The 24,193-nt window shown below is 64.8% G+C and carries 20 protein-coding genes; 8 read left to right on the top strand and 12 right to left on the bottom strand.

The window, feature by feature from the left end; genetic code table 11:
• From XpruCFBP8353_RS18655 to aceB, 3 genes are all read right to left on the bottom strand, one after another.
• On the bottom strand, positions 1-1,059 hold the full coding sequence (locus XpruCFBP8353_RS18655) for a GGDEF domain-containing protein (protein WP_101364549.1): 1,059 nt from the start codon (positions 1,057-1,059) through the stop codon (positions 1-3).
• 295 nt (positions 1,060-1,354) lie between these two features.
• The gene (aceA, locus tag XpruCFBP8353_RS18650; RefSeq protein WP_101364548.1) at positions 1,355-2,650 is read right to left on the bottom strand and encodes an isocitrate lyase; all 1,296 of its coding nucleotides are present in this window, start codon (positions 2,648-2,650) and stop codon (positions 1,355-1,357) included.
• A 169-nt stretch (positions 2,651-2,819) separates the two neighbouring features.
• Complete coding sequence (gene aceB, locus XpruCFBP8353_RS18645; RefSeq protein WP_101364640.1) at positions 2,820-4,436, bottom strand: malate synthase A; 1,617 nt, start codon at positions 4,434-4,436, stop codon at positions 2,820-2,822.
• 118 nt (positions 4,437-4,554) lie between these two features.
• Here aceB and XpruCFBP8353_RS18640 point away from each other — a divergent pair, with 118 nt between their 5' ends.
• From XpruCFBP8353_RS18640 to XpruCFBP8353_RS18620, 4 genes are all read left to right on the top strand, one after another.
• Positions 4,555-5,511: a LysR family transcriptional regulator gene (locus tag XpruCFBP8353_RS18640; RefSeq protein ID WP_101364547.1), complete on the top strand. Its 957-nt coding sequence runs from the start codon at positions 4,555-4,557 to the stop codon at positions 5,509-5,511.
• A gap of 351 nt (positions 5,512-5,862) precedes the next feature.
• Positions 5,863-7,125, top strand: a complete 1,263-nt coding sequence (locus tag XpruCFBP8353_RS18630; protein ID WP_101364545.1) for a cation:proton antiporter — start codon at positions 5,863-5,865, stop codon at positions 7,123-7,125.
• 239 nt (positions 7,126-7,364) lie between these two features.
• The gene (locus tag XpruCFBP8353_RS18625; protein ID WP_101364544.1) at positions 7,365-8,090 is read left to right on the top strand and encodes a helix-turn-helix domain-containing protein; all 726 of its coding nucleotides are present in this window, start codon (positions 7,365-7,367) and stop codon (positions 8,088-8,090) included.
• 71 nt (positions 8,091-8,161) lie between these two features.
• On the top strand, positions 8,162-8,524 hold the full coding sequence (locus XpruCFBP8353_RS18620) for a VOC family protein (RefSeq protein WP_101364543.1): 363 nt from the start codon (positions 8,162-8,164) through the stop codon (positions 8,522-8,524).
• Positions 8,525-8,850: 326 nt separating this feature from the next.
• Here the strand turns inward: XpruCFBP8353_RS18620 and XpruCFBP8353_RS18615 are convergent, their stop codons facing one another.
• Positions 8,851-9,483, bottom strand: coding sequence for a TetR/AcrR family transcriptional regulator (locus XpruCFBP8353_RS18615; RefSeq protein WP_101364542.1), 633 nt, complete (start codon positions 9,481-9,483; stop codon positions 8,851-8,853).
• A gap of 99 nt (positions 9,484-9,582) precedes the next feature.
• On the opposite strand from XpruCFBP8353_RS18615, the gene XpruCFBP8353_RS18610 reads away from it, so the two are divergent.
• Both XpruCFBP8353_RS18610 and xopN read left to right on the top strand, forming a co-directional pair.
• Positions 9,583-10,659 (top strand): MBL fold metallo-hydrolase, encoded by a 1,077-nt coding sequence (locus XpruCFBP8353_RS18610; RefSeq protein ID WP_101364541.1) that lies wholly within the window; start codon positions 9,583-9,585, stop codon positions 10,657-10,659.
• A gap of 418 nt (positions 10,660-11,077) precedes the next feature.
• Positions 11,078-13,234, top strand: coding sequence for a type III secretion system effector XopN (gene xopN, locus XpruCFBP8353_RS18605; RefSeq protein ID WP_101364540.1), 2,157 nt, complete (start codon positions 11,078-11,080; stop codon positions 13,232-13,234).
• Between the two features lie 114 nt (positions 13,235-13,348).
• Here xopN and dcp read toward each other — a convergent pair whose 3' ends face one another.
• From dcp to arfB, 4 genes are all read right to left on the bottom strand, one after another.
• Positions 13,349-15,514 (bottom strand): peptidyl-dipeptidase Dcp, encoded by a 2,166-nt coding sequence (dcp, locus tag XpruCFBP8353_RS18600; protein ID WP_162301113.1) that lies wholly within the window; start codon positions 15,512-15,514, stop codon positions 13,349-13,351.
• A gap of 291 nt (positions 15,515-15,805) precedes the next feature.
• On the bottom strand, positions 15,806-16,822 hold the full coding sequence (locus XpruCFBP8353_RS18595) for an isoaspartyl peptidase/L-asparaginase family protein (protein ID WP_162301112.1): 1,017 nt from the start codon (positions 16,820-16,822) through the stop codon (positions 15,806-15,808).
• 89 nt (positions 16,823-16,911) lie between these two features.
• Positions 16,912-17,541 (bottom strand): lysophosphatidylcholine acyltransferase, encoded by a 630-nt coding sequence (locus XpruCFBP8353_RS18590; RefSeq protein ID WP_101364538.1) that lies wholly within the window; start codon positions 17,539-17,541, stop codon positions 16,912-16,914.
• Between the two features lie 2 nt (positions 17,542-17,543).
• Positions 17,544-17,975, bottom strand: coding sequence for an alternative ribosome rescue aminoacyl-tRNA hydrolase ArfB (gene arfB / locus XpruCFBP8353_RS18585; RefSeq protein ID WP_101364537.1), 432 nt, complete (start codon positions 17,973-17,975; stop codon positions 17,544-17,546).
• Between the two features lie 57 nt (positions 17,976-18,032).
• Between arfB and XpruCFBP8353_RS18580 the strand changes: the two genes are divergently transcribed.
• Positions 18,033-18,611 carry a DUF2059 domain-containing protein gene (locus XpruCFBP8353_RS18580; protein WP_162301111.1) on the top strand — a complete coding sequence of 193 codons (579 nt, stop codon included), beginning with the start codon at positions 18,033-18,035 and terminating at the stop codon, positions 18,609-18,611.
• Between the two features lie 696 nt (positions 18,612-19,307).
• On the opposite strand, the gene XpruCFBP8353_RS18575 is transcribed toward XpruCFBP8353_RS18580, so the two are convergent.
• From XpruCFBP8353_RS18575 to XpruCFBP8353_RS18560, 4 genes are all read right to left on the bottom strand, one after another.
• Positions 19,308-20,078, bottom strand: a complete 771-nt coding sequence (locus XpruCFBP8353_RS18575; protein WP_101364536.1) for a pseudouridine synthase — start codon at positions 20,076-20,078, stop codon at positions 19,308-19,310.
• A gap of 78 nt (positions 20,079-20,156) precedes the next feature.
• Complete coding sequence (locus XpruCFBP8353_RS18570) at positions 20,157-20,627, bottom strand: cupin domain-containing protein (protein ID WP_101364535.1); 471 nt, start codon at positions 20,625-20,627, stop codon at positions 20,157-20,159.
• Positions 20,628-20,636: 9 nt separating this feature from the next.
• Entirely contained in the window at positions 20,637-22,310 is a 1,674-nt protein-coding gene (gene ubiB, locus XpruCFBP8353_RS18565) for a ubiquinone biosynthesis regulatory protein kinase UbiB (RefSeq protein WP_101364534.1), read from the bottom strand.
• Entirely contained in the window at positions 22,307-22,951 is a 645-nt protein-coding gene (locus XpruCFBP8353_RS18560) for a ubiquinone biosynthesis accessory factor UbiJ (protein ID WP_101364533.1), read from the bottom strand. The genes ubiB and XpruCFBP8353_RS18560 overlap by 4 nt, the downstream gene beginning before the upstream one ends.
• 137 nt (positions 22,952-23,088) lie before the next feature.
• Here XpruCFBP8353_RS18560 and ddlA point away from each other — a divergent pair, with 137 nt between their 5' ends.
• Positions 23,089-24,192, top strand: coding sequence for a D-alanine--D-alanine ligase (ddlA, locus tag XpruCFBP8353_RS18555; protein ID WP_101364532.1), 1,104 nt, complete (start codon positions 23,089-23,091; stop codon positions 24,190-24,192).
• Position 24,193 lies beyond the last annotated feature (1 nt).

Below are 24,193 nucleotides of genomic sequence, written 5' to 3'. Positions count from 1 at the left end.
TCAGCGCTGACCGGAGGCAGGCGGCTGATCCAGAGCCAGCGTCTCCTGCATGCACAGCACGTTGCCGCCCTGCCGCTTGGCTTCGTACAAGGCGCTGTCGGCCAGCGTGTACCAGTCGTTCCAGGCCGCGTCGGCATCGATCATGCACGAGCCCACGCTGACCGAGCAGCCTTGTTCGCCCTGGCCGTTGCACAGCCGCGCTTCCACTGCCCGCACGATGCATTCGCCGATGTGGTGCACCAGCTCGCTGTTGCCCTGTGCGACGAGCACGCAAAATTCGTCGCCGCCGAGACGGCAGGCGAGGTCGCCTTCGGCGATCACCGAACGCAAGGCATGCGCCACGTTCTGCAGCACGCGGTCGCCCGCCAGATGGCCGAACTCGTCGTTGATGCGCTTGAAGCGGTCGCAGTCGATCAGGATCAGGCCAACGCCCGGCACCTGGCCGGCGCGCCGGCATTCCTGCAGGTGCAACGCCAGCCCACGTCGATTGTGCAAACCGGTGAGCTCGTCGGTACGGCTCAGTTCTTCGGTGTGGTTGAGCTGGTGGGAGGTGACATAAAGGTTGTCCAGCGCCGCTTCCAGGTCGTGGTTGCGGCGACGCAGCTGACGGATCAACAGTTGTTCGTTGTTGACCACCCGCACGATGGAGCGGCGCAGGAAGTGCGCCACCATCGAGGGATCGTGGTCCACCAAGCGCTGGAAATCGTCGTGTGCCAGCTCGATCAGGCGGCTATCGGTCGAGGCACTGGCGCCGGCGCTGCGTGCGTGGTCGCCGATCAGCAGGCCGAGCTCGCCGAAGAATTCGCCGGGACTCAGATGCTTGAGCATCAGATCCTCCCCGAAATCCAGATCGATCTGTCCGCTGACAACGATGTACATCTGCGTGCCCACTTCACCGCGCTCGAACAGCGACTGGCCCGCGGCCACCTCGCGCGAACGGCCGAAACGGGCGAAAAACGCCAGCTCCTCGGCAGTCATCGACGCATGCAGCCCGTCGGAGAGCGTTTTGGCAACGGTCCCCGTTGGCTCGACTGCGCCTGCGGTGTTGTGGCAAGTCATGCGGTGTTCCCCTAGGCCGGCCTGCAACCTTAGCCCATAGACAAATCCTACAGGACCCTTTTGTTCAGTACCAGGTCACACTCTTTCTCATGAGGAAAGAGATGAATTGACGGGTCTTTCACGCAAAAAAAGGGCTTGGTTTCCCGAGCCCTCTCCCTGCCAGGGTGCCGCAGGTCGCACTGCTGCCTCTGGCGTGGTGATCGGCACCTGCAGAGACAGCAGTGTCACTCAGGCGTGCAGCAGCTGCGTCACTGCAGCCAAAGGTACATCTGCCGACGTTGCCTTGGACCAGCGATCAGGCTGCCTTGTCGCTGTGGAACTGCTCCTCCTCGGTCGAGCCACGCAACGCGGTGGTGGACGATTGCCCTTGCTGGATCGCCTGCGTCACTGCATCGAAGTATCCGGTGCCCACTTCACGCTGATGCTTGACTGCGGTGAATCCCATTTGCGCCGCGTCGAATTCGGCCTGCTGCAATTCGACGAAGGCACTCATCTGCCGACGCGCATAGCCGTGCGCCAGATGGAACATGCCGTAGTTCAAGGCGTGGAAACCGGCCAGGGTGATGAACTGGAACTTGTAGCCGTAGCTCGCCAGCTCGGTCTGGAATTTGGCGATGGTGGCGTCGTCCAGATTCTTCTTCCAGTTGAAGCTGGGCGAGCAGTTGTAGGCCAGCAGTTTGCCGGGAAACTTGGCATGGATGGCCTGCGCGAATGCACGCGCGAAGTCCAGGTCTGGCTTGCCGGTCTCGCACCAGATCAGATCTGCATACGGTGCGTACGCCAAGCCGCGACTGATCGCCTGGTCCAGGCCATTGCGGGTCTTGAAGAAGCCTTCGACGGTGCGCTGGCCAGTGGTGAACGGTTGATCGTTGGTATCCACATCGCTAGTGATCAGGTCGGCCGCCTCGGCGTCGGTGCGTGCGATCAGCACCGTCGGCACGCCCAGCACATCGGCGGCCAGACGCGCCGCATTCAATTTTTCGATCGCCTCACGCGTGGGCACCAGCACCTTGCCGCCCATGTGGCCGCACTTCTTGACCGACGCCAGTTGATCTTCGAAATGCACACCGGCCGCACCGGCTTCGATCATCGCCTTCATCAATTCAAAGGCGTTGAGCACGCCGCCGAAACCGGCTTCGGCATCGGCCACGATGGGCTGCAGGAAATCGATGTCATCGTTGCCTTCGGCGTGATGCAACTGGTCGGCGCGCAGCAAGGTGTTGTTGATGCGCTTGACCACCGCCGGCACCGAATCGGCTGGGTACAGCGATTGGTCCGGATACATCTGCCCGGCCAGATTGGCATCGGCGGCAACCTGCCAACCGCTCAAGTAAATTGCCTTCAAACCGGCCTTGACCTGCTGCATCGCCTGGTTGCCGGTCAGCGCGCCCAGCGCATTGACGAACGGCGTGGCGTGCAACGAGGTCCATAACTTTTCAGCACCCAAGCGCGCCAACGAATGCTCGACATGCACGGTGCCACGCAGGCGCACTACATCGGCGGCGCTGTAATTGCGGGCGATGCCATTCCAGCGCGGGTTGTTGGCCCAATCCTGCTGCAGTTGTTCGGCGCTTTGCAGTGTAGTGCTCATCTTGCGTTCTCCTGAAGAGGAACCACGGATGGAACGAGGAAGGAAGGCCGTGCATGACACGGCATGCGGCATGGCGAAGCCGTCGTTGCGTCTGCGCGCAACGGGAGGTGTGCTGCGTTGAGGTGAGCAGTGCAGGGACACCGTGCGAGGTGTCCCTGCAACGCGGTGATCAATCGATCAGGCGGTAGGCCGGCACGGTGAGAAAATCCGCCAGTTCGTCGGCGCGGCTCAACTCTTCCAGCAAGGCGATCGCCTCATCGATCCGTGCAGCGCCGGGCAATGCAGTGGCGGTTCCCAATCGCGCCGGCAGCGCGCGTAACGTGGCCTGCAACAGGTGCTGATCGATGGCGGTGCCATCGTCCAGATGCTGACCGTGATGCAGCCACTGCCACAACTGTGCGCGGCTGATTTCGGCGGTGGCGGCGTCTTCCATCAGGTGGTGGATCGGCACGCAGCCATTGCCGTCCAGCCAGGCGGCCAGATAACGCACGCAGACTTCGACATTGCCCTCGAAGCCGGCGCGGGTGACGTTGCCCGGTGAAGGCGCGATCAGCATGTCGCGCGTCACCTGTACGTCGTTGCGCAGCACATGCTGCTGATGCGCGGTGGGCATGTGTTCGTCGAACACTTGCATCGCCACCGGAATCAGCGCCGGGTGCGCCACCCAGGTGCCATCGTGGCCGGCGCTGACTTCGCGCAGCTTGTCGGCGCGCACGCGGGCCATGGCCTGTTCGTTGGCAGCCTCGTCGTGGTTGATCGGGATCTGCGCGGCCATGCCACCCATCGCATGCGCGCCGCGGCGATGGCAGGTCTTGATCAACAGCTCCGAATACGCCTTCAGGAATGGCTGGGGCATGGTGACCTGGCCGCGTTCGGGCAGCACACGGTCGCGGTGCGCGCGAAAGGTCTTCAGATACGAAAAGATGTAGTCCCAGCGCCCGCAATTGAGCCCGACGATGCGCTCGCGCAGCGCGTGCAGAATCTCGTCCATTTCGAACACCGCCGGCAGCGTTTCGATCAGCACGGTCACCTTGATCTGCCCATGCGGCAGGCCCAGCATCGCTTCGATATGCGCCAGTGCGGTCTCCCACAGCGCGGCTTCTTCCATGCTCTGCAACTTGGGCAGGTACAGGTACGGGCCGCGGTCCTTGGCCAGCAGCGCGCGGCCATTGTGGAAGGCGAATAGCGCCGCGTCGAACAGACCGCCGGCCAGTGGCTGGCCGTCGATCAGCACATGCTTTTCATCCAGGTGCCATCCACGCGGGCGCACGATCAACACCGCACGTTCCGCTTCCGGGCGCAGGGCGTAGTGCTTGCCGTTGGGCGCATCGAAGCTGAGATCGCCGCGCACCGCGGCAGCCAAGGTGCGCTGGCCGGCCAGCAGGTTGCGCCAGGTCGGCGCGGTGGAGTCTTCGAAGTCGGCCATGAACACCTTGGCGCCGGAGTTCAGCGCGTTGATGACCATCTTCGGGTCGGTGGGGCCGGTGATTTCGACACGGCGGTCCTGCAGCGCCGCCGGCAGTGCGGCCACGCGCCAATCGCCGGCACGGATGGCCTGGGTATCGCTGCGGAAGTCCGGCAACTGGCCGGCATCGAAGGCGGCTTGGCGCTCGCGCCGCTGAGCCAGACGCTGCTGGCGGCCGGGCTCGATCGCCCGGTGCAGCGAGACCAGCAAGGCCAAAGCCGCGGCCGGCAGCACTTCTGCCTGGCCGGCAACCTGGGTCGTCAACGAAATTCCGGGTGTGGCGTGGTCGGTGGGACGGGGAGCAAACGCGGTGGCAGCCATGTGGAGGTCCTTGTACATCCGGACTTGCACCGTGCGCCCGACACAACTATTTGACAAAGCAGTTTTATCAATGCTGTAAATAAGCCTGGTTTATATTAGAGCTGCGAAGCGCACTGTTATGGCGCCAACCCCTCGATTTTCCTATAAATCTGATCGTCTCAAACCGCTGCGTGCCTTCTGCCAGACAGTGCGTCTAGGGTCTGTCTCACGTGCGGCTGAGGCGCTATATGTCAGCCAGCCGGCGGTGACATTGCAGCTGCAGGCACTGGAGCGTGACCTGGGCGTGCCGTTGTTCGAACGCTCCGGGCGACGCATGGCGCCCAGCCGCGAGGGCCAGTTGCTGTACGACATGGCGCAGCCGTTGGTGGAAAGCCTGGATGGGCTGGAAGCGAGCTTTCGCGAAAAAGTGCGCGGACTGGATGCCGGCGAGCTCAATATCGCCGCCAATAGCTCCACCATCCTGTACCTGCTGCCGCGCATCGTGGCGAACTTCCGCGCGCGCCATCCGGACGTGCGCCTGACCCTGCACAACGCCATCAGCGCCGATGGCACCGACCTGCTGCGCGAAGATGCGGTGGATCTGGCAATCGGCTCGATGCTGGACGTGCCCGCCGACCTCAACTACGCGCCGGTCTACCGTTTCGAGCAATTGCTGATCACCCCACCCGACCATCCGCTGGCCAGCAAGGCAGAGGTCTCGCTGCAGGATCTGTCGCCGTATCCATTGATCCTGCCGCCGCGCCGCCAGGTGACCTACCGCCTGGTCGATCTGATCTTTCAACAGGCGCGCGTGCCGTACACGGTGGCGCTGGAAGTGGGCGGCTGGGAGGTGATCAAGCAGTACGTGGCGATGGGCATGGGCATTTCCATCGTCACCGCCATTTGCGTCACCGAGGCCGACCGCGACAAGCTCGCCACGCGCTCGCTGAAGGATTTTTTCCCGACCCGTAGTTATGGTGTGGTAGTGCGCAAGGGCAAATATCTGTCGCCACAGGCGCGTGCATTTATCGAGCTGATCCAACCGGATCTGTTCACCCCGCGCGGCTATGACGAGAGCGGCGATTCGGAGCGTTGAGTCGTGCGATACAGCGAGGTTGCCATCGACTGAAATCCCTACCACGCGTGGTGTCATCCATCATGCGCAAGGCGCCGAAGCCAAGCGCCGGGACACTGCGCTCGGCGTATGTGCCATGCAGCAATGCGAGCGAACGCGACAAATTGCCATTGCCTGCATCGGGCCAGATGAGCGTGAGTTCAGGTCGTAGCGCATGCACGCGTTGCGCACCAACATTCTTACAGTGCAGCGACGCGCATAAACTACGTTGCTGCGTGTGATGCGCCACTGTGCTGTCGGACCAGGAGAACGAGCCGATCACCTACATGATGCGCGAGGCCGAGCCGACTCAACCAATGGAATGCTGACGCAATGAATCCGACGACGTTATTGCTGGTGCAGCTGGCGGTGATCCTGGGCGCAGCGCGCCTCTGCGGCGCAGTGCTGCAACGCATTGGTCAGCCGCAGGTCATCGGCGAAATGGCGGCTGGGCTGTTGCTTGGTCCGATCGCATTCGGTGCATGGCTGCCGGAGCTGCACGCCGTCTTGTTCGCCGCGAAAAGCCTGCCACCGCTGTCCGGCCTGGCCACGATGGGCGCGGTGCTTTTCATGTTCGTGGTCGGCGTGGAATTGCGCGCGCCCGAAGGCACCAAGGCGCAGGTGCGCGCGTCATTGCTGGTAGGTCTGTCCGGCATCGTATTGCCGCTGTTGCTTGGGTTGGCAGCCGCGTCATGGTTGTTCCCGCGCTTCGCACCGCAAGGAGTTGGCTTCTGGCCGTTCGCCTTGTTCATTGCCGCGGCGATGTCAGTCACCGCCTTTCCGGTGCTGGCGCGCATCCTCAAGGACCGCAACATGACGCGTACGCCGGCCGGCCGCCTGGCACTGGGCGCTGCCGTGATCGACGACGCGACGGTATGGATCTTCCTTGCGATCGTGCTGACCTTGACCGGTAACAACGCGCATGGCGGCGTGGCGTTCACTGCCATCGGTGCGTTGCTCTTGATCGCCGGCGCGTTCGGTTTGCTCAAGCCTGCGTATGCGCGCCTGCTGCGACCATGCGCGCCCGACGGCCGGTATTCGCCGACGGCATTGGTGTGGGTACTGATCGGCCTGCTGGCGTGTGCCGCGCTGGCGGAGTGGATCGGGCTGCATGCGATCTTTGGTGCATTCCTGTTCGGCATCTGCCTGCCGCGCGAGGATCGCCTATTGGAGCATCTGGCTGGGCGCATCGAGCCGTTAGCGGTCACTTTGCTGATGCCGGTGCTGTTTGCGGTTGCCGGTCAGGCCACGAGCGCTGGTGTGTTCACCGGTGCCGGCCTGAGCGGATTCGTACTGGTGATCGGTGTGGCGGTGAGCGGCAAGTTGCTTGGCTGCACGCTGGGTGCACGCCTGAGCGGCCACGCTTGGCGCGACAGCCTGACCGTGGGCTCGCTGATGAACGCACGCGGCCTGATGGAACTGGTGGTGATCAAGATCGGCCTGGACAGCGGCGTGATCGGGCCGGATCTGTTCACCCTGTTGTTCGGCATGACGCTGGTGACTACGGTGATGGCCTCGCCGATGGTGGCCTGGTTCCATGGACGCCGGGACACGGCCACCGGCGCAGCACTGGACACCGGTCGCCCGGGGCGCTGACGGGTACTGCGCGTGCTGGCACCCGGCCGCAAAAGCATCCGGCTGCGCGCGCCGGCAGCTGACGCTATTGCCGGTTGCGCCAGGCTGCAATCCACCAGGATGATGAGTCCATGCCTACCACTGCCTGGAACGATCTCACCACGCCATCGGGCCTGTCCGAGCGCCAGGGCCGCCGTGTGGGCACATCGGCAGACGCGGCCATGCGGCTGCGTTGACGCGTTTTGCCACAGACCGCTGCCATGTCCCCAGACCTCGAATCCGGTTACGCACAACTGCCGCCGCCGCCCGACCTGCACACACAGCTGCGCTGCAGTTGGCGGTATCGGCAGGGTGCGGCGAGCGCACCGGTGCGGGTGTTGCCGGATGGCTGCGTCGATCTGATCTGGGATGGCTCCTCGCTGTTCGTCGCCGGCCCCGACCATGCCGCGAACATGGCCTGCGTGGCCCCGGGCAACGTGCTGACGGGCGTGCGCCTGAGCGCCGGTGCAGCGGCCGGCATGCTCGGCGTCCCGCTGCATCAGCTTGCCGACCAGCGCGTGGCGCTGGAAGAGCTGTGGGGCGCCCGTGGAAGCCACTGGCAACAGCGGCTGCACGACAGTGGCGATGCGTTGCCCATCTTGCACGGCCTGTGTCGGCAGCACGCCACGCCGGTGGATCGGCAGATGGCCTGGACCTTCGCGCAGCTGGCAGACCATGCAACGCTGCGTGTACCGGCGTTGTGCACAGCGCTGGGCATCAGCGCGCGCCAGCTGCGGCGGCGTTGTCACGTGGCCTTCGGCTACGGCCCCAAGACCCTGGAACGCATCCTGCGCCTGCAGCGCTTCCTGCGCCTGGCTGGTCATTCCCCCACCCTCACCGCTGCCGCGCTGGAAGCAGGCTACGGCGATGCACCGCACCTGGTCCGCGATGCGCGCCAGCTTGCCGGGTTGAGTCCGCGCGAGTTGGTGCAGCAACACGCACGTTGATGGCCGTTTTCGCCAAGTCAGTGACTGCCTGACAGCCGATGCTGTGCAGCCACCCGACACGCGGAATCGCCATGCCCCACAGCCAGCAGCATCACCGTATCGACTACCTGGAATTTGCAGTCACCTCGATCGAGGTCGCCAAGGCGTTTTACGGCGCGGCGTTCGGTTGGACTTTTCAGCAGTACGGCCCCGACTATTGCGAGTTCCGCGACGGCAGGCTCACTGGCGGGTTCTTCCACGGCACACCGCAGCCGGGTGGCGCGCTGGTGGTGCTGGCCTCCGACGATCTGGCGGCCACGCAGGCGCGCATCGACGCGGCCGGCGGCACCATCACGCGCCCGGTGTTCGCATTTCCCGGCGGGCGACGGTTCCACTTCACCGATCCGCATGGCTATGCGCTGGCGGTATGGGCGCAGGACGCTGACGGCGCGTGAGTGGCTCTGCTCGATTTACCTGCCGCGCCAAGATGCACGCCCACGCCGTCGGCTGCGCCGGATGCGTGCAGCAGTCCGTCGCGCGTACATGTCGCCGGTGATATGCGGTGCGTGCGGTGCCGCGCCAGGTGTACGACTGCATCGGCATGTCTGGCTCGCAAGCGTCAGCTCAGATGACCCCATGCGCCCGGCCACACGTGCGCACAGACGCCGCTGAGCGGCCGACACACCGAGCGAGTGAGTCAGGTGCGCATGGACCGTGCGCAATGGCCGCACTGCGCGACCGGCACTGCGGCCTGCGAGCAAAAACCATGCTGCCAGGATGCTTACTCGCGCCCGTAGAGCCGCAGAAACATCTCCACCGCCGATTCGGCCACCTGCGCCTGCTGGGCGGGCGACAGTGGCGGCTGGCCCATCGCCAACTGCGGCCAGAACGCAAACCCCTTCACCAGCGCCTGGAGCTGCTGCGAGGCGAATTCCGGATCGACCTCGACCAGGCGACCATCGGCCAGTGCAGCGCGCAGCCAGGTGGTGGTGCCTTCTTCCTTGCTACCCAGTTGCGCCAGCAGCGCGCGGGCGCGTTCCGGCGAGTGGATGCCTTCGGCGATCGCCACGCGCGACAGGTCGATGAAGGCGGCATCGTCGAGCAACCGCAGCTTTTGCTGCAGCAATTGCGTCAACTGCGTGCGCAATGATTGGTCGGGGCGATACGCCAGACTCACCGCTTCGGCACTGCGTTGCCACAGCCCGCGCAGGATCTCGCCGAACAATGCGTCCTTGCTGGGGAAATGGTTGTAGACGGTGCGCTTGGACACGCCCGCCGTGGCGGCCACGCGGTCCATGCTGGTGGCGTCGAAACCGTGCTGCCGGAACTCGGCAATGGCCGCCTCGACAATGGCGTGGCGCTTGCGGTCGGTGAGCCGTTGCTGCGCCGGCGCCGCGTCGAATGAGCTGGACATGGCGCAATGTTACACCGCCCGGTTTACATTTCCCAAGATAAAACTACACTGTGTAGTGTAATTACAGTACCGGCATCGCCGGTTCGCCCGCCCCCACCGATGGATAGCGTCGTGCCCACCCAGTCCCGTCATCTGCCACGCACCGCCTCGCATGCCGCCTCGCCGCAGTTCCGCAATGGCCGCTTCCGCAACGCATTGCCCACCCGCCTGAGCCAGCCCGGCGTGTTGGGTGGCTTGCGTCTGTTGTGGGAGGTGCTGTTCAACAAACCCACAGACACGGTGCCCTCGCAGGCGCTGCCGGTGCTGCCGCTGAGCGCGGCGCAGCTGCGCGAGGCGCCCGACCACAGCCTGTTCCGGCTCGGTCATTCCACGGTGCTGATGAAACTGCGTGGCGGCCTGTGGCTGACCGATCCGGTATTCTCCAAGCGCGCCTCGCCGTTCGCGTTTGCCGGGCCCAAGCGCTTCCACGCGCCGCCGATCGCGCTGGACGAGCTGCCGCCGCTGGCCGGCGTGCTGCTGTCGCACAACCACTACGACCACCTTGACCGCGCCACCATTGCCGCCCTGGCCGATCGCGTCGGGGTGTTCGTCGCGCCGCTGGGCGTGGGCGACCTGCTGGTGCGCTGGGGCGTGGACCCGGCCAAGGTGCGGCAGCTGGACTGGTGGCAATCGGTGGAGGTGGGTGGCCTCACCCTCACCGCCACGCCGTCGCGGCATTTTTCCGGCCGCGGCCTGTTCGACCGCGACCGCACACTGTGGTGCTCGTGGGCGATCCAGGACGCCGACCTGCGGGTGTTCTTCAGTGGCGACGGCGGCTATGGCCCGCACTTCAAGACGATCGGCCAGCGTCTGGGGCCATTCGATGTGGCGCTGATCGAAAACGGTGCCTACGACCAGATGTGGCCGGACGTGCACATGCAGCCGGAGCAGAGCCTGCAGGCGTTTATCGATGTCGGCGGGCGCACCTTGCTGCCGATCCACAACGGCACCTTCGATCTGGCCATGCATGTCTGGTCCGAGCCGCTGGAGCGCATCGTGGCGCTGGCCGATAGCGCTGGTATTGCGCTGGCGACGCCCTGCATGGGTGATCGGGTGGATCTGCAGGCGCCGGCCAATCGCGTGCGTTGGTGGCGGCAGGATGCGGCGGCGGCGGATGGGTTGGTGACGTCGCGGTAACTGGCCGGAGGCATGCCGGCGCGTTGCCATCGCGTTCTGGCGACGCACCGCTCACGCGGATGCGCGCGACACCCGTCGCTGCGCAGCGGCCTCACCCAGCCCTCGACATCTGCCGACGACGGGCCAGACCTCGGGTACCGGTACCCGCACGGCGATTCGGGTGCGGCGACATCGGTTCTGCTGCCTGGCAAGGATGCTGCCTGGACAGTGATTCAATCCTCGCTCAATGCGGTCCGCAGTTTGGATTTTTATCTCGGCGACGGCTGCTTCGCATGCCTGAACTCGAAGCGCTTTTCGAGACACGGCCACCTCGCCGCCCATCGACAATGTACCCAGCACCTGGCTGCGTGGTGATCGCATTCATCGGCACCGGCCATCGACCGATGCCGCCACTGCACCAAGCGCTAGGAGAAATCTGATGAAACCTGCTGCATCCGCCAATCCGCTCAGTCGCATTGTCTCAGCCTCAAGTACAAACATCCATGAGATCGAAGAAGCGTCCCCGGATACCTCGCCCAGACTCTCGGATGCCCAGCCCGATGGCGCATTGACCATGCTATCCCGCCGCCCGAGCAAGCGCGGCAAGGAGACCGCAGACGCCACTGCGCACGCATCTCATACGGCTAGCCACCTGGACCCGGTTGGTCTGGAGATTTCGCAGCCTGTCGTACCGTTGCATCCTGCCGGAGGGTCGCTGGTGCGACTCAAAGAGCAACTGGCTGCCGACAACAGCCGTGCCGTCGAGCCGCAACTGGCCGCCGAATTGATCAACAAGGTTAGGCCGATGAAACTGCCGGACACCAGCGGCGTGCAGGAACGCGCAGCGACACACGCAGATTTGTTGAGCCGCATCCGCGAAACGGATGCGATGGATTGGTACAAGGCGCAGGGATTGAGCGAAGTGGATGTTTCCCACTTGCGACGCGCCGCGTTGTGGTCCGGCATGGCCAATCCCAGCGGTAGTTTTCTAAACAATGCGATGCAGTACATCGCTTCGCCGTGGATCAACTACGCAACCCGTCAGCCATGGGCAGGCGCAGGGTTCGGCTTTGCAACAGCGGCCATCGCCGCACCGATGAATGCGGCCCAGCAATCGGCGGTGGTCAGTCTGTGCGAGTCCATCCGCGAGCATGGCGGTCACGTCATCGTGCCGGACAAGAAGCAGATCAACGACAAGCATTGGCTACCGGATCTTGCGAAGGCACTGGAAAGCCACATCGCAGCATTCGGCGAGTGCTGCGACAGGTTCCGCAACCTCAAGAACGCAGCAGATCAGAGTCCCTCCGCAACGCCAACTGCCGAGCTCACCGACGCTGCCCACCAATTGCTGCAAGCCGAAACGCGCCTGCATCAGGCCCAGCACGACTTTGTCATGACCCAGGGCGCGCACGACCGGCAATGGAAGGGCAATCGCTGGCAGGCAGTCCCGCGCATCCTGCGTTCGCCACTGTCGGGCATGCTGGGCCTGCTCAGCAAGACCGGCGCAATGCGGGCAATGTCGCCGACCGCGCAGACCGTCGGTGCACTGTTGATGACAGCCGCGCAGCATGTGGCCGCCGGCTTCGACGAACAGGCAAAACAGGATTACAACAACAAGCTCAATCTGCTGTACGCCGATGTATTGACCGAGGCAGGTAAATCGAAACTTGCACGTGGCGAGCCGGTTACGGCACAGGAGATCGATCAGAACAAACTGCGCAAACTGATTCAGTCGCCCACGCAGGCTCTGGTGAAACGCGTCATCAACGGACTGGCGTCGATGGAAAAAGTGCTCAAAGCGGAGGTGCAGGCATCGCCCTCGCCGCAGGGGGCGGCAGATGCCGACGACCTGGATCTGGAATCGGGCCACGGCGCCGGCCCGGCGAAGGCGCTGAAACTACTGAGCCAGGATCTGCAAGCCTTGCGCGAAGGCAAGTTGGACGAACTGGATCAAAACGGTGTCGCTGCAGCGGTACTGCTCAGCGCCGAGAAGTCGGTGGTGTCGGATCAACTGATCAGCGATATCGCAAAGAAGTACACCTCGCGCGAGTTCTCCGCACAGACCGCCCAGCGCCTTGGCCAGATGTTCCATCTCGTTGTGCTGGGCAGCGCGGCATCCTCGGTGATCGGCAAGGCCAGCTCTGCAGCGCAGGGTGGAACACGGAACGTGCCGACCGCACAGACCCTGGCGATCTCTGCCCTGTCCGGAACCATGGCTGCGGTCGGCGCTCTGAATCAGCACACCGCCATCTCCGTGAAGAACAATCGCCGCGAGGGCGACACCGACATCGGGTTGAAGCAGCAAGTCTTACGTGGCGTGATGGGGGGAGCCCAGGAAGCGCTGTCCCAGCGTCGGGCGGCCAAGGCGAGCCGAGCGATCAACGCGCTACTGCAGGGCAACGACGTGGAACAGTTATTGGATCGGGCCAAGGCGCTCGCCCAACCGCCCGGTGCCACGTCCTCCGCAGCGCAGGCCGCGCCGTCGCTGACCCTGTCGCAGGCGGTGGAGCAGCTGCGTCCGGGAGGAGCGTCCACATCGCAGTCGCACGAAGTGATCGTGCAAATCGGGGAAGATCCGGCGCCGCAACCGGCATGATGCGGCGCCGACCGCGGCGATGCATCAAAAGCGACGCAACAAAAAAGGGATGGCCGCAAGGCCATCCCGTTTCGATCATCGCCTGCATCTGCGTGCGTCGTGCACGCAGGTGTCTCACTCGGTCAAACCGCGATTCTCCAGCAGCGCCTTGACGCTGGGATCCTTGCCGCGGAAATCGCGGTACAGCGTGGCAAGGTCGACCGTGTTGCCGCGCGAGAGGATCTTGGCACGGAAGGTGTCGCCGTTCTTGCGGGTCAGGCCGCCGTTCTCCTTGAACCATTCGAATGCATCGTCGTCGAGCACTTCCGACCAGAAATAGGCGTAATAACCGGCCGAATAGCCGCCGCCCCAGATGTGATCGAAATAGCTGCTGCGGTAACGCGGTGGCACTTCGGCCAGGTCCACCTTGAACCGCTTGAGCGCATCGGCTTCGAACTTGCTCACATCCTGCAACGGCGCATCCGCCGGCTGGGTGTGCCAGGCCAGATCCAGCAGCGCTGCCGACAGATATTCGGTGGTGGCGTAGCCGCTGTTGAAGGTCTTGGCCTTCTTGATCTTTTCCACCAGCTCGGCCGGCATCGCGGCGCCGGTCTGGTAGTGCTTGGCGTAATGGGCGAAGACCTTCGGATCCGACGCCCAGTGCTCGTTGAACTGCGAGGGGAATTCCACAAAATCTCGCGAGGTGCTGGTGCCGGAGATGGAGGGATATTTCACCTTGGAGAACATGCCGTGCAGCGCATGGCCGAACTCATGGAACAGCGTGGTGACGTCGTCGAAACTCAGCAGCGCCGGCTGGCCGGCAGCGGGCTTGGTGAAGTTGCAAACGTTGTAGACCACCGGTTTGGCGCCGGTGAGGCCGTCCTGCTCGACGAATACGTCCATCCAGGCGCCGCCGGACTTGCTGTCGCGCTTGAAGTAGTCGGTGTAGAACAGCGCCATCGAGGTGCCGTCGGCATCGAAGACTTCGTACACCTTCATGTCGGCGTGGTAGGTCGGGATGTCGGTGCGTTCCTTGAACGTGATGCCGTACAGCTCGGTGGCGGCGTAGAACACGCCGTTCTTGAGCACGTTGTCCAGTTCGAAGTACGGCTTGATCTGCGATTCGTCCAGGTCGTACTTGGCTTTGCGCACTTGCTCGGCGTACATATCCCAATCGGAGGCGGCGAGTTTGAAGCCGCCGTTCTGCGCGTCGATGACCTTCTGAATTTCGGCTGCTTCGCGGCGTGCCTTCGCGGTGGCAGCGGGCACGGTGTCGGTCAGCAGCTTGAGCGCGGCGTCCGGCGTCTTGGCCATCTGGTCGCCCAGGCTGTAGGCGGCGTAGTTGTCGAAGCCGAGCAATTTGGCTTTCTGCGCGCGCAGCTGCGCCAGACGCTGGATGGTCTGGCGGGTGTCATTGGCATCGCCCTTCTCGGCGCGGGTTTCCGACGCCTTGAGCACATCGGCACGCAGCTGACGGTCCTTCAGCGACGCCAGCACCGGCTGCTGCGTAGTGTTCTGCAAGCTGAGCAGATATTTGCCGTCGAGCTTGCGTGCCTTGGCGGCATCGGCTGCGGCGGCGATGTCGCCCTCGCTCAAGCCATCGAGCTTGGCCTTGTCGTCCACCACCACCGCACCGGCGGCCGAGGCGGCGACCAGGCGGGTATGGAACTGCGTGGAGAGCGTGGTTTCTTCCACGTTGAGCTTGCGCAGGCTGTCCTTGTCGGCATCGGACAACTGCGCACCGGCGCGCACCAGTTCCTGGTAATCGCGCTCGACCAGACGCTTCTGCTCCGGGTCAAGGTTCAACGTGTCGCGCTGGTCGTAGATGGTTTTGACCCGGGCGAAGAGTTTCGGGTCGAGATTGATCTCGTCCTGATGCGCGGCCAGCTTGGGCGCGATCTCTTCCTGGATCTTCTGGCGTGCGTCGCTGGTATCGGCTTGCACCAGCCCGAAGAAGATGCGCGAGACGCGCGTGAGCGTTTCGCCACCACGCTCCATCGCTTCGATGGTGTTGTCGAAGGTGGGCGCTTCGGGGTTATCGGCAATCTTGCGGATCTCCGCCAGATGCAGGCGCATGCCTTCTTCGAACGCCGGCAGGTAATCGGCATCCTTGATCTTGTCGAACGGCGGCGCCTGGAACGGCAGCGTGCTGGCGGTCAGCAAGGGGTTCGGCGCTGCGTCCGCGGCCGGCGTGGTGGTCTTTTCGGGCACGGTGGTGGACTCCTTACCGGATGGCTCTTTTCCAGAACATGCGGCCAATGCCAGGGTGATGGCGGCGGCCAGAACGACGGTACGCGACATGGCGTGTGATTCCTGAGTGGTTGTTACGGCAGCCGGTCACGCTAGCGGGTTTCTCGACCGCTGGCATGTGCCGTTGGATTGGTCGGTGGGGCGGTGTTGGCGACTGGAAGACTTGGTTGCCGCTGGTGCGCCCTCATCCGCCCTTTGGGCACCTTCTCCCGCCCTCGGGAGAAGGAGATGCCTGCTTGCGGGAGTGAGGAGTCGTGAGCTTGCCTTCTCCCCTGCAGGGGAGAAGGTGCCCAAAGGGCGGATGAGGGCGACTCGGACCACACGCCACACCCGATCGCCCCGTCAGAGCGTCTCGTCCTTGAAGATGGCCACATGCGCAATACCGTCGGCGCCGATCCAGCCGCGGTACATGCCCTGGGTATTGAACGGAAAGGCGATGTTGCCTTGCGCATCCAGAGCGATGGCGCCGCCATCGCCGCCGGACGTGGGGATCTGCTGATCGATCACCGTCTCGGCGGCCTGTTGCAGCGATTGTCCGGCGTATTTCATGCGCGCACAGATGTCGTAGGCGGCCACCGCGCGGATGTAGAACTCGCCCCAGCCGGTGCCGGACACCGCGCACTGCGCATTGGCGTAGGTACCGGCGCCGATGATCGGCGCATCGCCGACGCGGCCATAGCGCTTGTTGGTCATGCCGCCGGTGGAGGTGCCGGCGGCCAGATGACCGTCGCGGTCCAGCGCCAGCGCGCCGACGGTGCCGAAATGCTTGGCGGTTTCCAGATCCAGCTCGGCCTGCGCCTGGCGGTCACCGGCTTCGGCCTTGAGCGCTTTCTGCAGCTGTTGCCAACGCTTGTCGGTACGGAAGTACCACGGATCGACCAGCGTGACGCCCTGCTCGCGCGCGAACTGCTCGGCGCCGTCGCCGACCAGCATCACATGCTTGGAGCGGTCCATGACGCTGCGCGCCAGCTGGATCGGGTTCTTGACCGTGTGCACACCGGCGATCGCACCGGCCTTGCCGCTGGCACCGTCCATGATGGCCGCGTCCAGTTCGTTCTTGCCGTCATGGGTGAACACTGCACCGCGGCCGGCGTTGAACTGCGGCGCGTCCTCCAGCACGGTGATGGTGGCGGCCACCGCATCCACCGCACTGCCGCCACGTTGCAGCACCGCATGCCCGGCACGCAGCGCGCGCTGCATCGCCTCGCGCGCCTGGGCTTGTTCGTCCTTGGAAAGGCTGGATTTCTCAACGCCTGCACCGCCGTGGATGACCAGCATTGGCGTGGCTGCGAGCGCCGGTCCGGCGATGAGCAGCAGAGAGAACGACAGACACAACGCGCGTGCGGTCCTAGCGATCATTGAGCTTCTCGATTGAGTACATGTTCGACGGCAGACGCATCGGATTCACCCATCACCGCCAGCGATCCTTCAACCGCGCACCACCGGCCTCATAACGTATCGCGATGCTTGCCGCGCCACGGCCGGTACCAGGTGCGAATGGCGGCGATATCGGCGGCCATGTCGTTACCGGTCCAGAACGGCTCACCGATGCCCACGGTCTTGCTGGGGTAGTCGAAATACACCGGCAGGATCGGCACCTTGGCATCGGAGGCGATCTTCCAGAAACCGGCCTTCCAGTTCTCCACGCGCTTGCGCGTGCCTTCGGGCGTGATCACGTACCACATCTGCTCGGAGTTGCGGATCAGCCGCACCGCCTGGCCGATGGTGCCCTGCGGCGAGCTGCGGTCCAGTGGAATGGCGCCGAGCTTGCGCAGCAGTGGGCCGAGCGGCCACCAGAACAACTGCGATTTGCCGAGCACCCGCACGTCGAAGCCCAGCGCGAACTTGGCCGCAAAGCCCACAAAGCCGTCCCAGTTGGACGAATGCGGGGCCACGATCATCACCAGCTTGGGCTCGTCGGGCAGCCGCCCGAGCAGGCGCCAACCGGTCATGCGCAAGGCAGTGCGGCCCAGCCAGCGGATGAAGCGGCCGTGTGCGCGCGGCATTCTGGGAGGGGATGGCTGCAGCAGGATGTTGGCCTGTGTTACCGGTGGCAACGACGGGTCGGTGTGACTCACGCTTACTCCCAGTGGGACGCAGAGCGTCCACGCTTGATATGGCTGCGCTCACGCTTGGCATCCAGCCGCCGCAGCTTGGCCCCATGACTCGGTTTGGTGGCGACCCGGCGCTTGGGCACCGATAGGCACGCACTGATGATTTCGACCAGCCGCTCGCGCGCATCGTCGCGGTTGCGGTCCTGGGTACGGAAGCGCTGCGCATCGATCACCAGCACGCCGTCGGCGGTCATGCGGCGGTCGCGTCGCGACAGCAGCCGCGCCCGCAAGGGTTCGGGCAGTGACGGCGAGCCGGCCACGTCGAAACGCAGCTCCACCGCGGTGGAGACCTTGTTGACGTTCTGCCCACCGGCGCCGCTGGCACGCACGAAGCGTTCGACGAGTTCGCTGGGCGGAATCGTCAGGCTGGGGGTGATCTGGATCGGGTCGCTGGCCATTGTCCGGCGATTGTATCGGCAGCGGCGTGGACGCGCGCGCGAACGCCGGCTTCCCGTATGCTGCGGCCGGTCCCCCGTTTGCAGGATGCTCCGATGACACCTTCTTCTTCGCTCGCGGCCACGCGCGGCCTCGCTCGCCGGCTGCTGCTGGCGGCCCTGCTGGTTGCGGCCGCCCCGGCCGCACTGGCGCAGGCGCCCAGCGATGCCGACATCAACCGTCTGCTGGCCGCCTCGCGCGCGCAGACCATGCTGGACACGATGCTGCCGCAGATCGAAGCGATGCAGCAGCAGCAATTCGCCCAACTCACCGCACAACGCCAGCTCGACGCCGAGCAACAGGCGCAGTTGCAGCGCATCCAGGAACGCACCCGCCAGACCGTGCGCAAGGCGCTGTCGTGGTCGGAGTTGCGGCCGATGTATGTGGACATCTACAAGCGCTCGTTCTCGCGCGAGGACGTGCTGGCCATGGCCGAGTTCTACGAGAGCTCGGCCGGCCAAAGCCTGCTCGACAAGACCCCGGCCCTGACTCAGAACCTGATGGGTGCGATCCAGCAGAAGATGCTGCCGCTGTTTGCCGACCTGCAGAAGGACCTGGAGAAGATCGTCAATGAGCCTGCTGCGGGGCAGAAGCCCTGAGGGGCGGGGATTGGAGAATCGAGCTTGGAGAGTGCGAACCGCGTGATCGCTGCGACGGGTGCGGGTGCGGGGTTGGATGGCGTTGTTGGTGACGGCGGCGCTTTACCTTTCTGGTGACGGAAGAACACGGTGCGTCCTTCTCCCCACCGGGAAAGCGCCTGTTGCAAGCAGGCCCCCATCCGCCCTTCGGGCACCTTCCCCGCAGGCGAGGGAAGGCAGCGACGCGCAAGGGAAGACGAGCAGGGAAGGAAGCAACCCGGAAGGCGGACAGGGAAAGCGGCAACGCGTGGAAGGCGAGCATTGAGCGTGGCGCTTGAGCCCCTCGCGCGTTTGAGCCCCTCTCCCGCCTGCGGGAGAGGGGTTGGGGTGAGGGGACGCCTGCGCAGATGTCTTGCAGGCCGAGTAGTCGTCTCGATCTCTCTTGGCGCTTCTCCCGCCGGAAGCGCTGCTGTCTTGAGCGCGCAGCGGCGAGCCTGCCCCCATCCGCCCTTCGGGCACCTTCCCCCGCAGGCGGGGGAAGGCAGCAACGCGGAAGGGGAAGACGAGCAGGGAAGGCAGCAACGCGGAAGGCGGACATTGAGCGTCGCGCTTGAGCCCCTCGCCCGCCTGCGGGAGAGCGGTTAGGGTGAGGGGACGCTCGCGCAGATATCTTGCAGGCCGAGTGAGTGTCTGGATCTGTGAACCAGGCACGCCACATCACGCCGTCTGCATGACGCCCAACCCCGCCATCTCCCACTCGAACAACGCACACGCCTTGGAAAATTCCACATCCAGCGGCGCGGTGACGCTGATGCGCCTGCCATCGGCCGGATGCGGAAATTCCAGGCGTTCGGCGTGCAGCAACATGCGATGGATGCCCAGCATGCGGAAGCTACGGTTGTGGCGGCCGTCGCCGTGGCTGGTGTCGCCGATCATGTGGTGCGACAGGTGCTTCATGTGTCGGCGAATCTGCCGGAAGCGGCCAGTCTGCGGCTGGCAACGCAGCAGTGCGTAACGCGAAGTCGTAAAACCGGTGGAGGGAATCTCCAGCTCGCCGGTGGCCAAACGCTGAAAATGCGTCACCGCCGATTTCTTGATTGGCTTGCCCGGCCCGCCATCCAAGTCATGGTCGACGATGAAGCGTTCCTCGGCCGGCCAGCCGCGGCAGACGGTCAGATAATGTTTCTCCACCTCGCCCGCCATCAGGGCCTTGCCGAGCGCACTCGCACTGTCGCGATCGAAGGCCAGCAGCAGGCAGCCGCTGGTAGCACGGTCAAGCCGGTGCACCAGAAAGATCGGCTTGCCCAGCTGCTCACGCAGGCGGTCGGCCAGGAAGTCGTCCTCCCCGCGCGCCAGCTTGCTGTCGTGGACCATCAGGCCCGCGGGTTTGTCGACGACCGCCAGGACATCGTCCTGGTAGAGAATCTGCAGATGCTTGGGGGATATGCTCACCGGCGGATTATCCGCATCGCCGCCAGCGTCTGCCACCGCGTCGCTGCGCCGGCCAGCCGGTTGAACTGACCAACAGCGGTGGCCGAGCCCGCGGATCGCTCACCGCAAGCGCGCTCAGTACGGCGTGCCGTCCTTGTGCCGGTACGACCACTGCCCGTCTTCAGTACTGACCAGCATCAGATCGTCGTCCGGATAGGTGACGCAATCGCCGGCGCTGCGGTCGCCCACTTCCAGATATGTCACCGCCGCCTGGCTACGATTGATCAGACAATGCGCATCGCCGTCACCGGCGCGGAATCCGATGCACATGCCCGGCTGCAGCAACTGCTCGCCCGCGTTGGTGATCAGGGTCGGCGCACCGCTGACGATGTAGACGAATTCGTCCTGCAGCGAATGCCCATGGCGCAGCGCCGAGCGTGCACCTGGCGCCAACGTGGTCAGGTTGACACCGAAGTTGCGGAGTCCGAACACGTCACCCAGCGCACGCTTCTGGCGGCCGCCCATCTGCGCGGCGAACACCGGCGGATAGCTGGAACTGTGCGTGCGCGGCGGTACATCCAGTGCGGCGGTTGCGTCGTCGGGCATGGCCGTGCCCTAACGCCGCAGCCAGGCGACCAGCAGCGCTGCCGATCCGGCGCCGCCGCTGATCCAGCTCCACACCGGCACCGTGCCCAGGTACCAGCCATCCGGATGCAGGCCGTAAAGTACCGCCGCGACCACCAATAACCCGCTACCGGTGATGGCGGTGACCACGCGGGTCTGCAGCTTGCGTAGGCTCAGATCCAGTGCGCGCAGCTCGGTTGAACGGATGTCCACCTGATGACGGCCTTCCACCTGCTGCTTCAGCCAGCTGTGCACCAGCCGCGGCATGTCCGGCGCGTGGGTCATGATTTCCGGCAGACGCTTGCTCAGTTCGCGCAGCACGCGGCGCGGGCTGTAACGCTCGCGCAGGATGCGTTCGAGCACAGGCCGTGCCACTGCCCAGATATCCAGCTTGGGGTCGAGTTGCCGGCCGACGCCTTCGATATTGAGCAGCGTTTTCTGCAGCAGGATCAGCTGTGGCTGCAGGGTCAATTCATAGCGCTGCGCCACCCGGAACAATTTGATCAGCACCTGCGCCAGCGAAATTTCCGACAGCGGCCGGGTGAAATACGGCTCGCACACCGAGCGCGCGGCCGCTTCCAGCTCGTCGATGCGCACGTTGCTTGGCATCCAGCCCGCCTCCACGTGCAACTCGGCCATGCGGCGGTAGTCCTTGTGGAAGATCGCCATGAAGTTCTCGGCCAGGTAGTACTGATCTTCCTGTGAGAGCTGGCCCATGATGCCGAAATCCAGCGCGATGAAACGCGGATTGAGCCGACGTTCCGGGTCCGAATCGACCCAGATGTTGCCGGCGTGTGCATCGGCGTGGAAGAAGTTGTCGCGGAACACCTGCGTGTAGAACACCCGCACGCCCTTGGCTGCGAGCGCCTTGCGATCGATACCGGCCGCATCAAGCTTGGCGATGTCGTCGGATGGAATGCCGTACACGCGTTCCAGCGTGAGCGCACGCTCGGCGGTGTGCGACCAGATCACCTCGGGCACGTACAGATCGTCAGAGCCTTCCCAGAACCGGCGCAACACGCTGGCATTGGCACCTTCGCGCTGCAGGTCGAGTTCAGCGGCCAAGGTGCCTTCGATCTCGGCCACCACTTCACGTGGACGGATCTTATCGGCGCGCGGATGGGTGCGTTCGACCAAGGTGGCCAGCGAATGCAGCAAGGCGATATCGGCATCGATCTGGCGCTCGATATCCGGGCGCAATACCTTGACCACCACTTCGCGGCGCACGCCGTTGGCATCTGGCGGCAACGTGGCCGCATGCACCTGCGCGATCGACGCCGACGCCAGCGGCACCGTGTCGAAGCTGGCAAACGCCACGCTGACCGGCAGGCCGAGTGCGCCTTCCACGATCAGGCGCGCGGCTTGCCCATCGAATGGCTTGACCCGGTCCTGCAACAAGGTGAGTTCTTCGGCCACGTCGGCCGGAATCAGATCGCGCCGGGTGGAAAGAATCTGCCCGAACTTGACGAAGATCGGCCCCAGCTCCTGCAGCGCCAGGCGCAGCCGCGCACCGCGCGATTGCGCGGCGATTTCGGCACTGGCACGCGGCACGAATGGTTTGGCCAGGCGCAGCCAGCGCTCTGCCGGGGTGCCTTCCAGCAAGGCATCCAGGCGGTAGCGCAGGATTACCCGGCCGATGCGGCTTGCCCGCAGGATCGCCTTCATGCCGCGTCTCCGCGCGCGCGCAGGCGGCTTACGCGCACGGCCAACCGCTCGACATCGTCGCGCAGTTCGTCCACGTCGTCGTGGAAGGCTTCGAGCTCGGCGCGTGGCACCACATCGCGCGATTCTTCAGTGACGAATTCGGCCGCGCTGTGCGCCAGATCCACTGCGCTGCGACGTGCCTGCTGCAGCGATGCGCGCACCGCGCCAGCGATCTGCACGCCCAGGATCTCGCCGAACACCGCCACGAACGGCAACTGCCAATCCGGGTCGAAGCGGCCGGCCAGTTGTTGTAGCTGGCGCGCCAACTCGGCATCGCCGGAGACCTTGAGCCGGCCGGCCGGCGCGCCGGTGCGACGTGCGTTGGCCAGCAGCGGCAGTTGCCCGAGCAAACCGGCCAGGCTGCTGCGCACCGCCAGGTCAGGTTCCTGTGCCTGATCGACCGGGCCGACCAGCAATCGGCGCTCGTGCACACGGATCTGCAGGGCCAGCGCGGGCGCCTCCAGGGTCAGCGCGATGCGCTGGCCTTCCAGCGGCAGCAGGGCGTCGCGGGTATCCGGGTCCAGCGCCAGCGCACGGTTGAGCGCTGCCTGCAGGGCCTGGCCGGCGAGCGGCTTGAGGGAAGTGAAGAGTGATCCGGGCATGCCTGCATTCTACCGTCCCTGCATGTCGCAGCTGCTTGACGGCGGTGTGGCAGCACTGCCTGGCGCTGCAGGACTTCCTTCAGTGCGCACGCCTCAGGCATCCTGGCGGCTTCCATTCGCGGCGGCAGGAGCGGGCAATGCGCAAGATTCGGGTCGGCCTCATCTTCGGCGGCAAATCGGCCGAGCACGAGGTCTCGTTGCAATCGGCGCGCACTATCCTGGATGCGCTGGATCCGCAACGCTTCGAGCCGGTGCTGATCGGGATCGACAAGCAAGGCCACTGGCATGTCAACGACCCCGACAGCTTCCTGCTCCATGCCGACGACCCGGCGCGCATTGCGCTGCATCGCAGTGGTCGCGGGGTGGCACTGCTACCGGGCGCGCAACAGCAGCAATTGCGTCCCATCCAGCCGGAGCAGGCGCTGGCGCACATCGATGTCGTGTTTCCCATCGTGCACGGAACACTGGGGGAAGACGGCTCGCTGCAGGGGCTGCTGCGCATGGCCAACCTGCCCTTCGTGGGCTCCGGTGTGCTCGGCTCGGCGGTCGCGATGGACAAGGACATGGCCAAGCGCGTGTTGCGCGATGCCGGGCTGGCGGTGGCACCGTTCGTCTGCGTCAACCGCCACAACGCCGCACAGGCCGATGTGGATGCGTTGATCGCGCAGTTGGGCTTGCCGATGTTCGTCAAACCGGCCAACCAGGGATCTTCCGTCGGGGTCAGCCAGGTACGCACGGCCGACGAATTCGCTGCCGCACTCGCATTGGCGTTGGCTTATGACCATAAGGTATTGGTGGAAGCGGCCATTGCCGGGCGCGAAATCGAATGCGCCGTGCTCGGCAATGCCGCGCCGCGAGCAAGCGTCTGCGGCGAGGTGGTGGTGCACGACGCGTTCTATTCGTACCAGACCAAATACATCAGCGACCACGGAGCCGAGATCGTGATTCCGGCTGACATCGATGCGCAGACCCAGCAGCGCATCCAGCACATCGCGGTGCAGGCCTATCAGGCGCTGGACTGCGCAGGCATGGCGCGCGTGGATGTCTTTCTGTGCGCCGATGGGCGCATCGTGCTCAACGAGGTCAACACGCTGCCGGGCTTCACGCGCATCAGCATGTATCCGAAATTGTGGCAGGCAAGCGGACTGGACTATCGCGGCCTGATCACGCGGTTGATCGAGCTGGCGCTGGAACGGCATGCCGACGACCAATTACTGCGTAGCGCAGTCGACCCGCACTGAT

The sequence above is a fragment of the Xanthomonas prunicola genome (assembly GCF_002846205.1).
GTDB lineage: Bacteria > Pseudomonadota > Gammaproteobacteria > Xanthomonadales > Xanthomonadaceae > Xanthomonas > Xanthomonas prunicola.
Note: the sequence above shows the minus strand (reverse complement) of the source record. Positions and strands in the feature narration are given on the sequence as shown.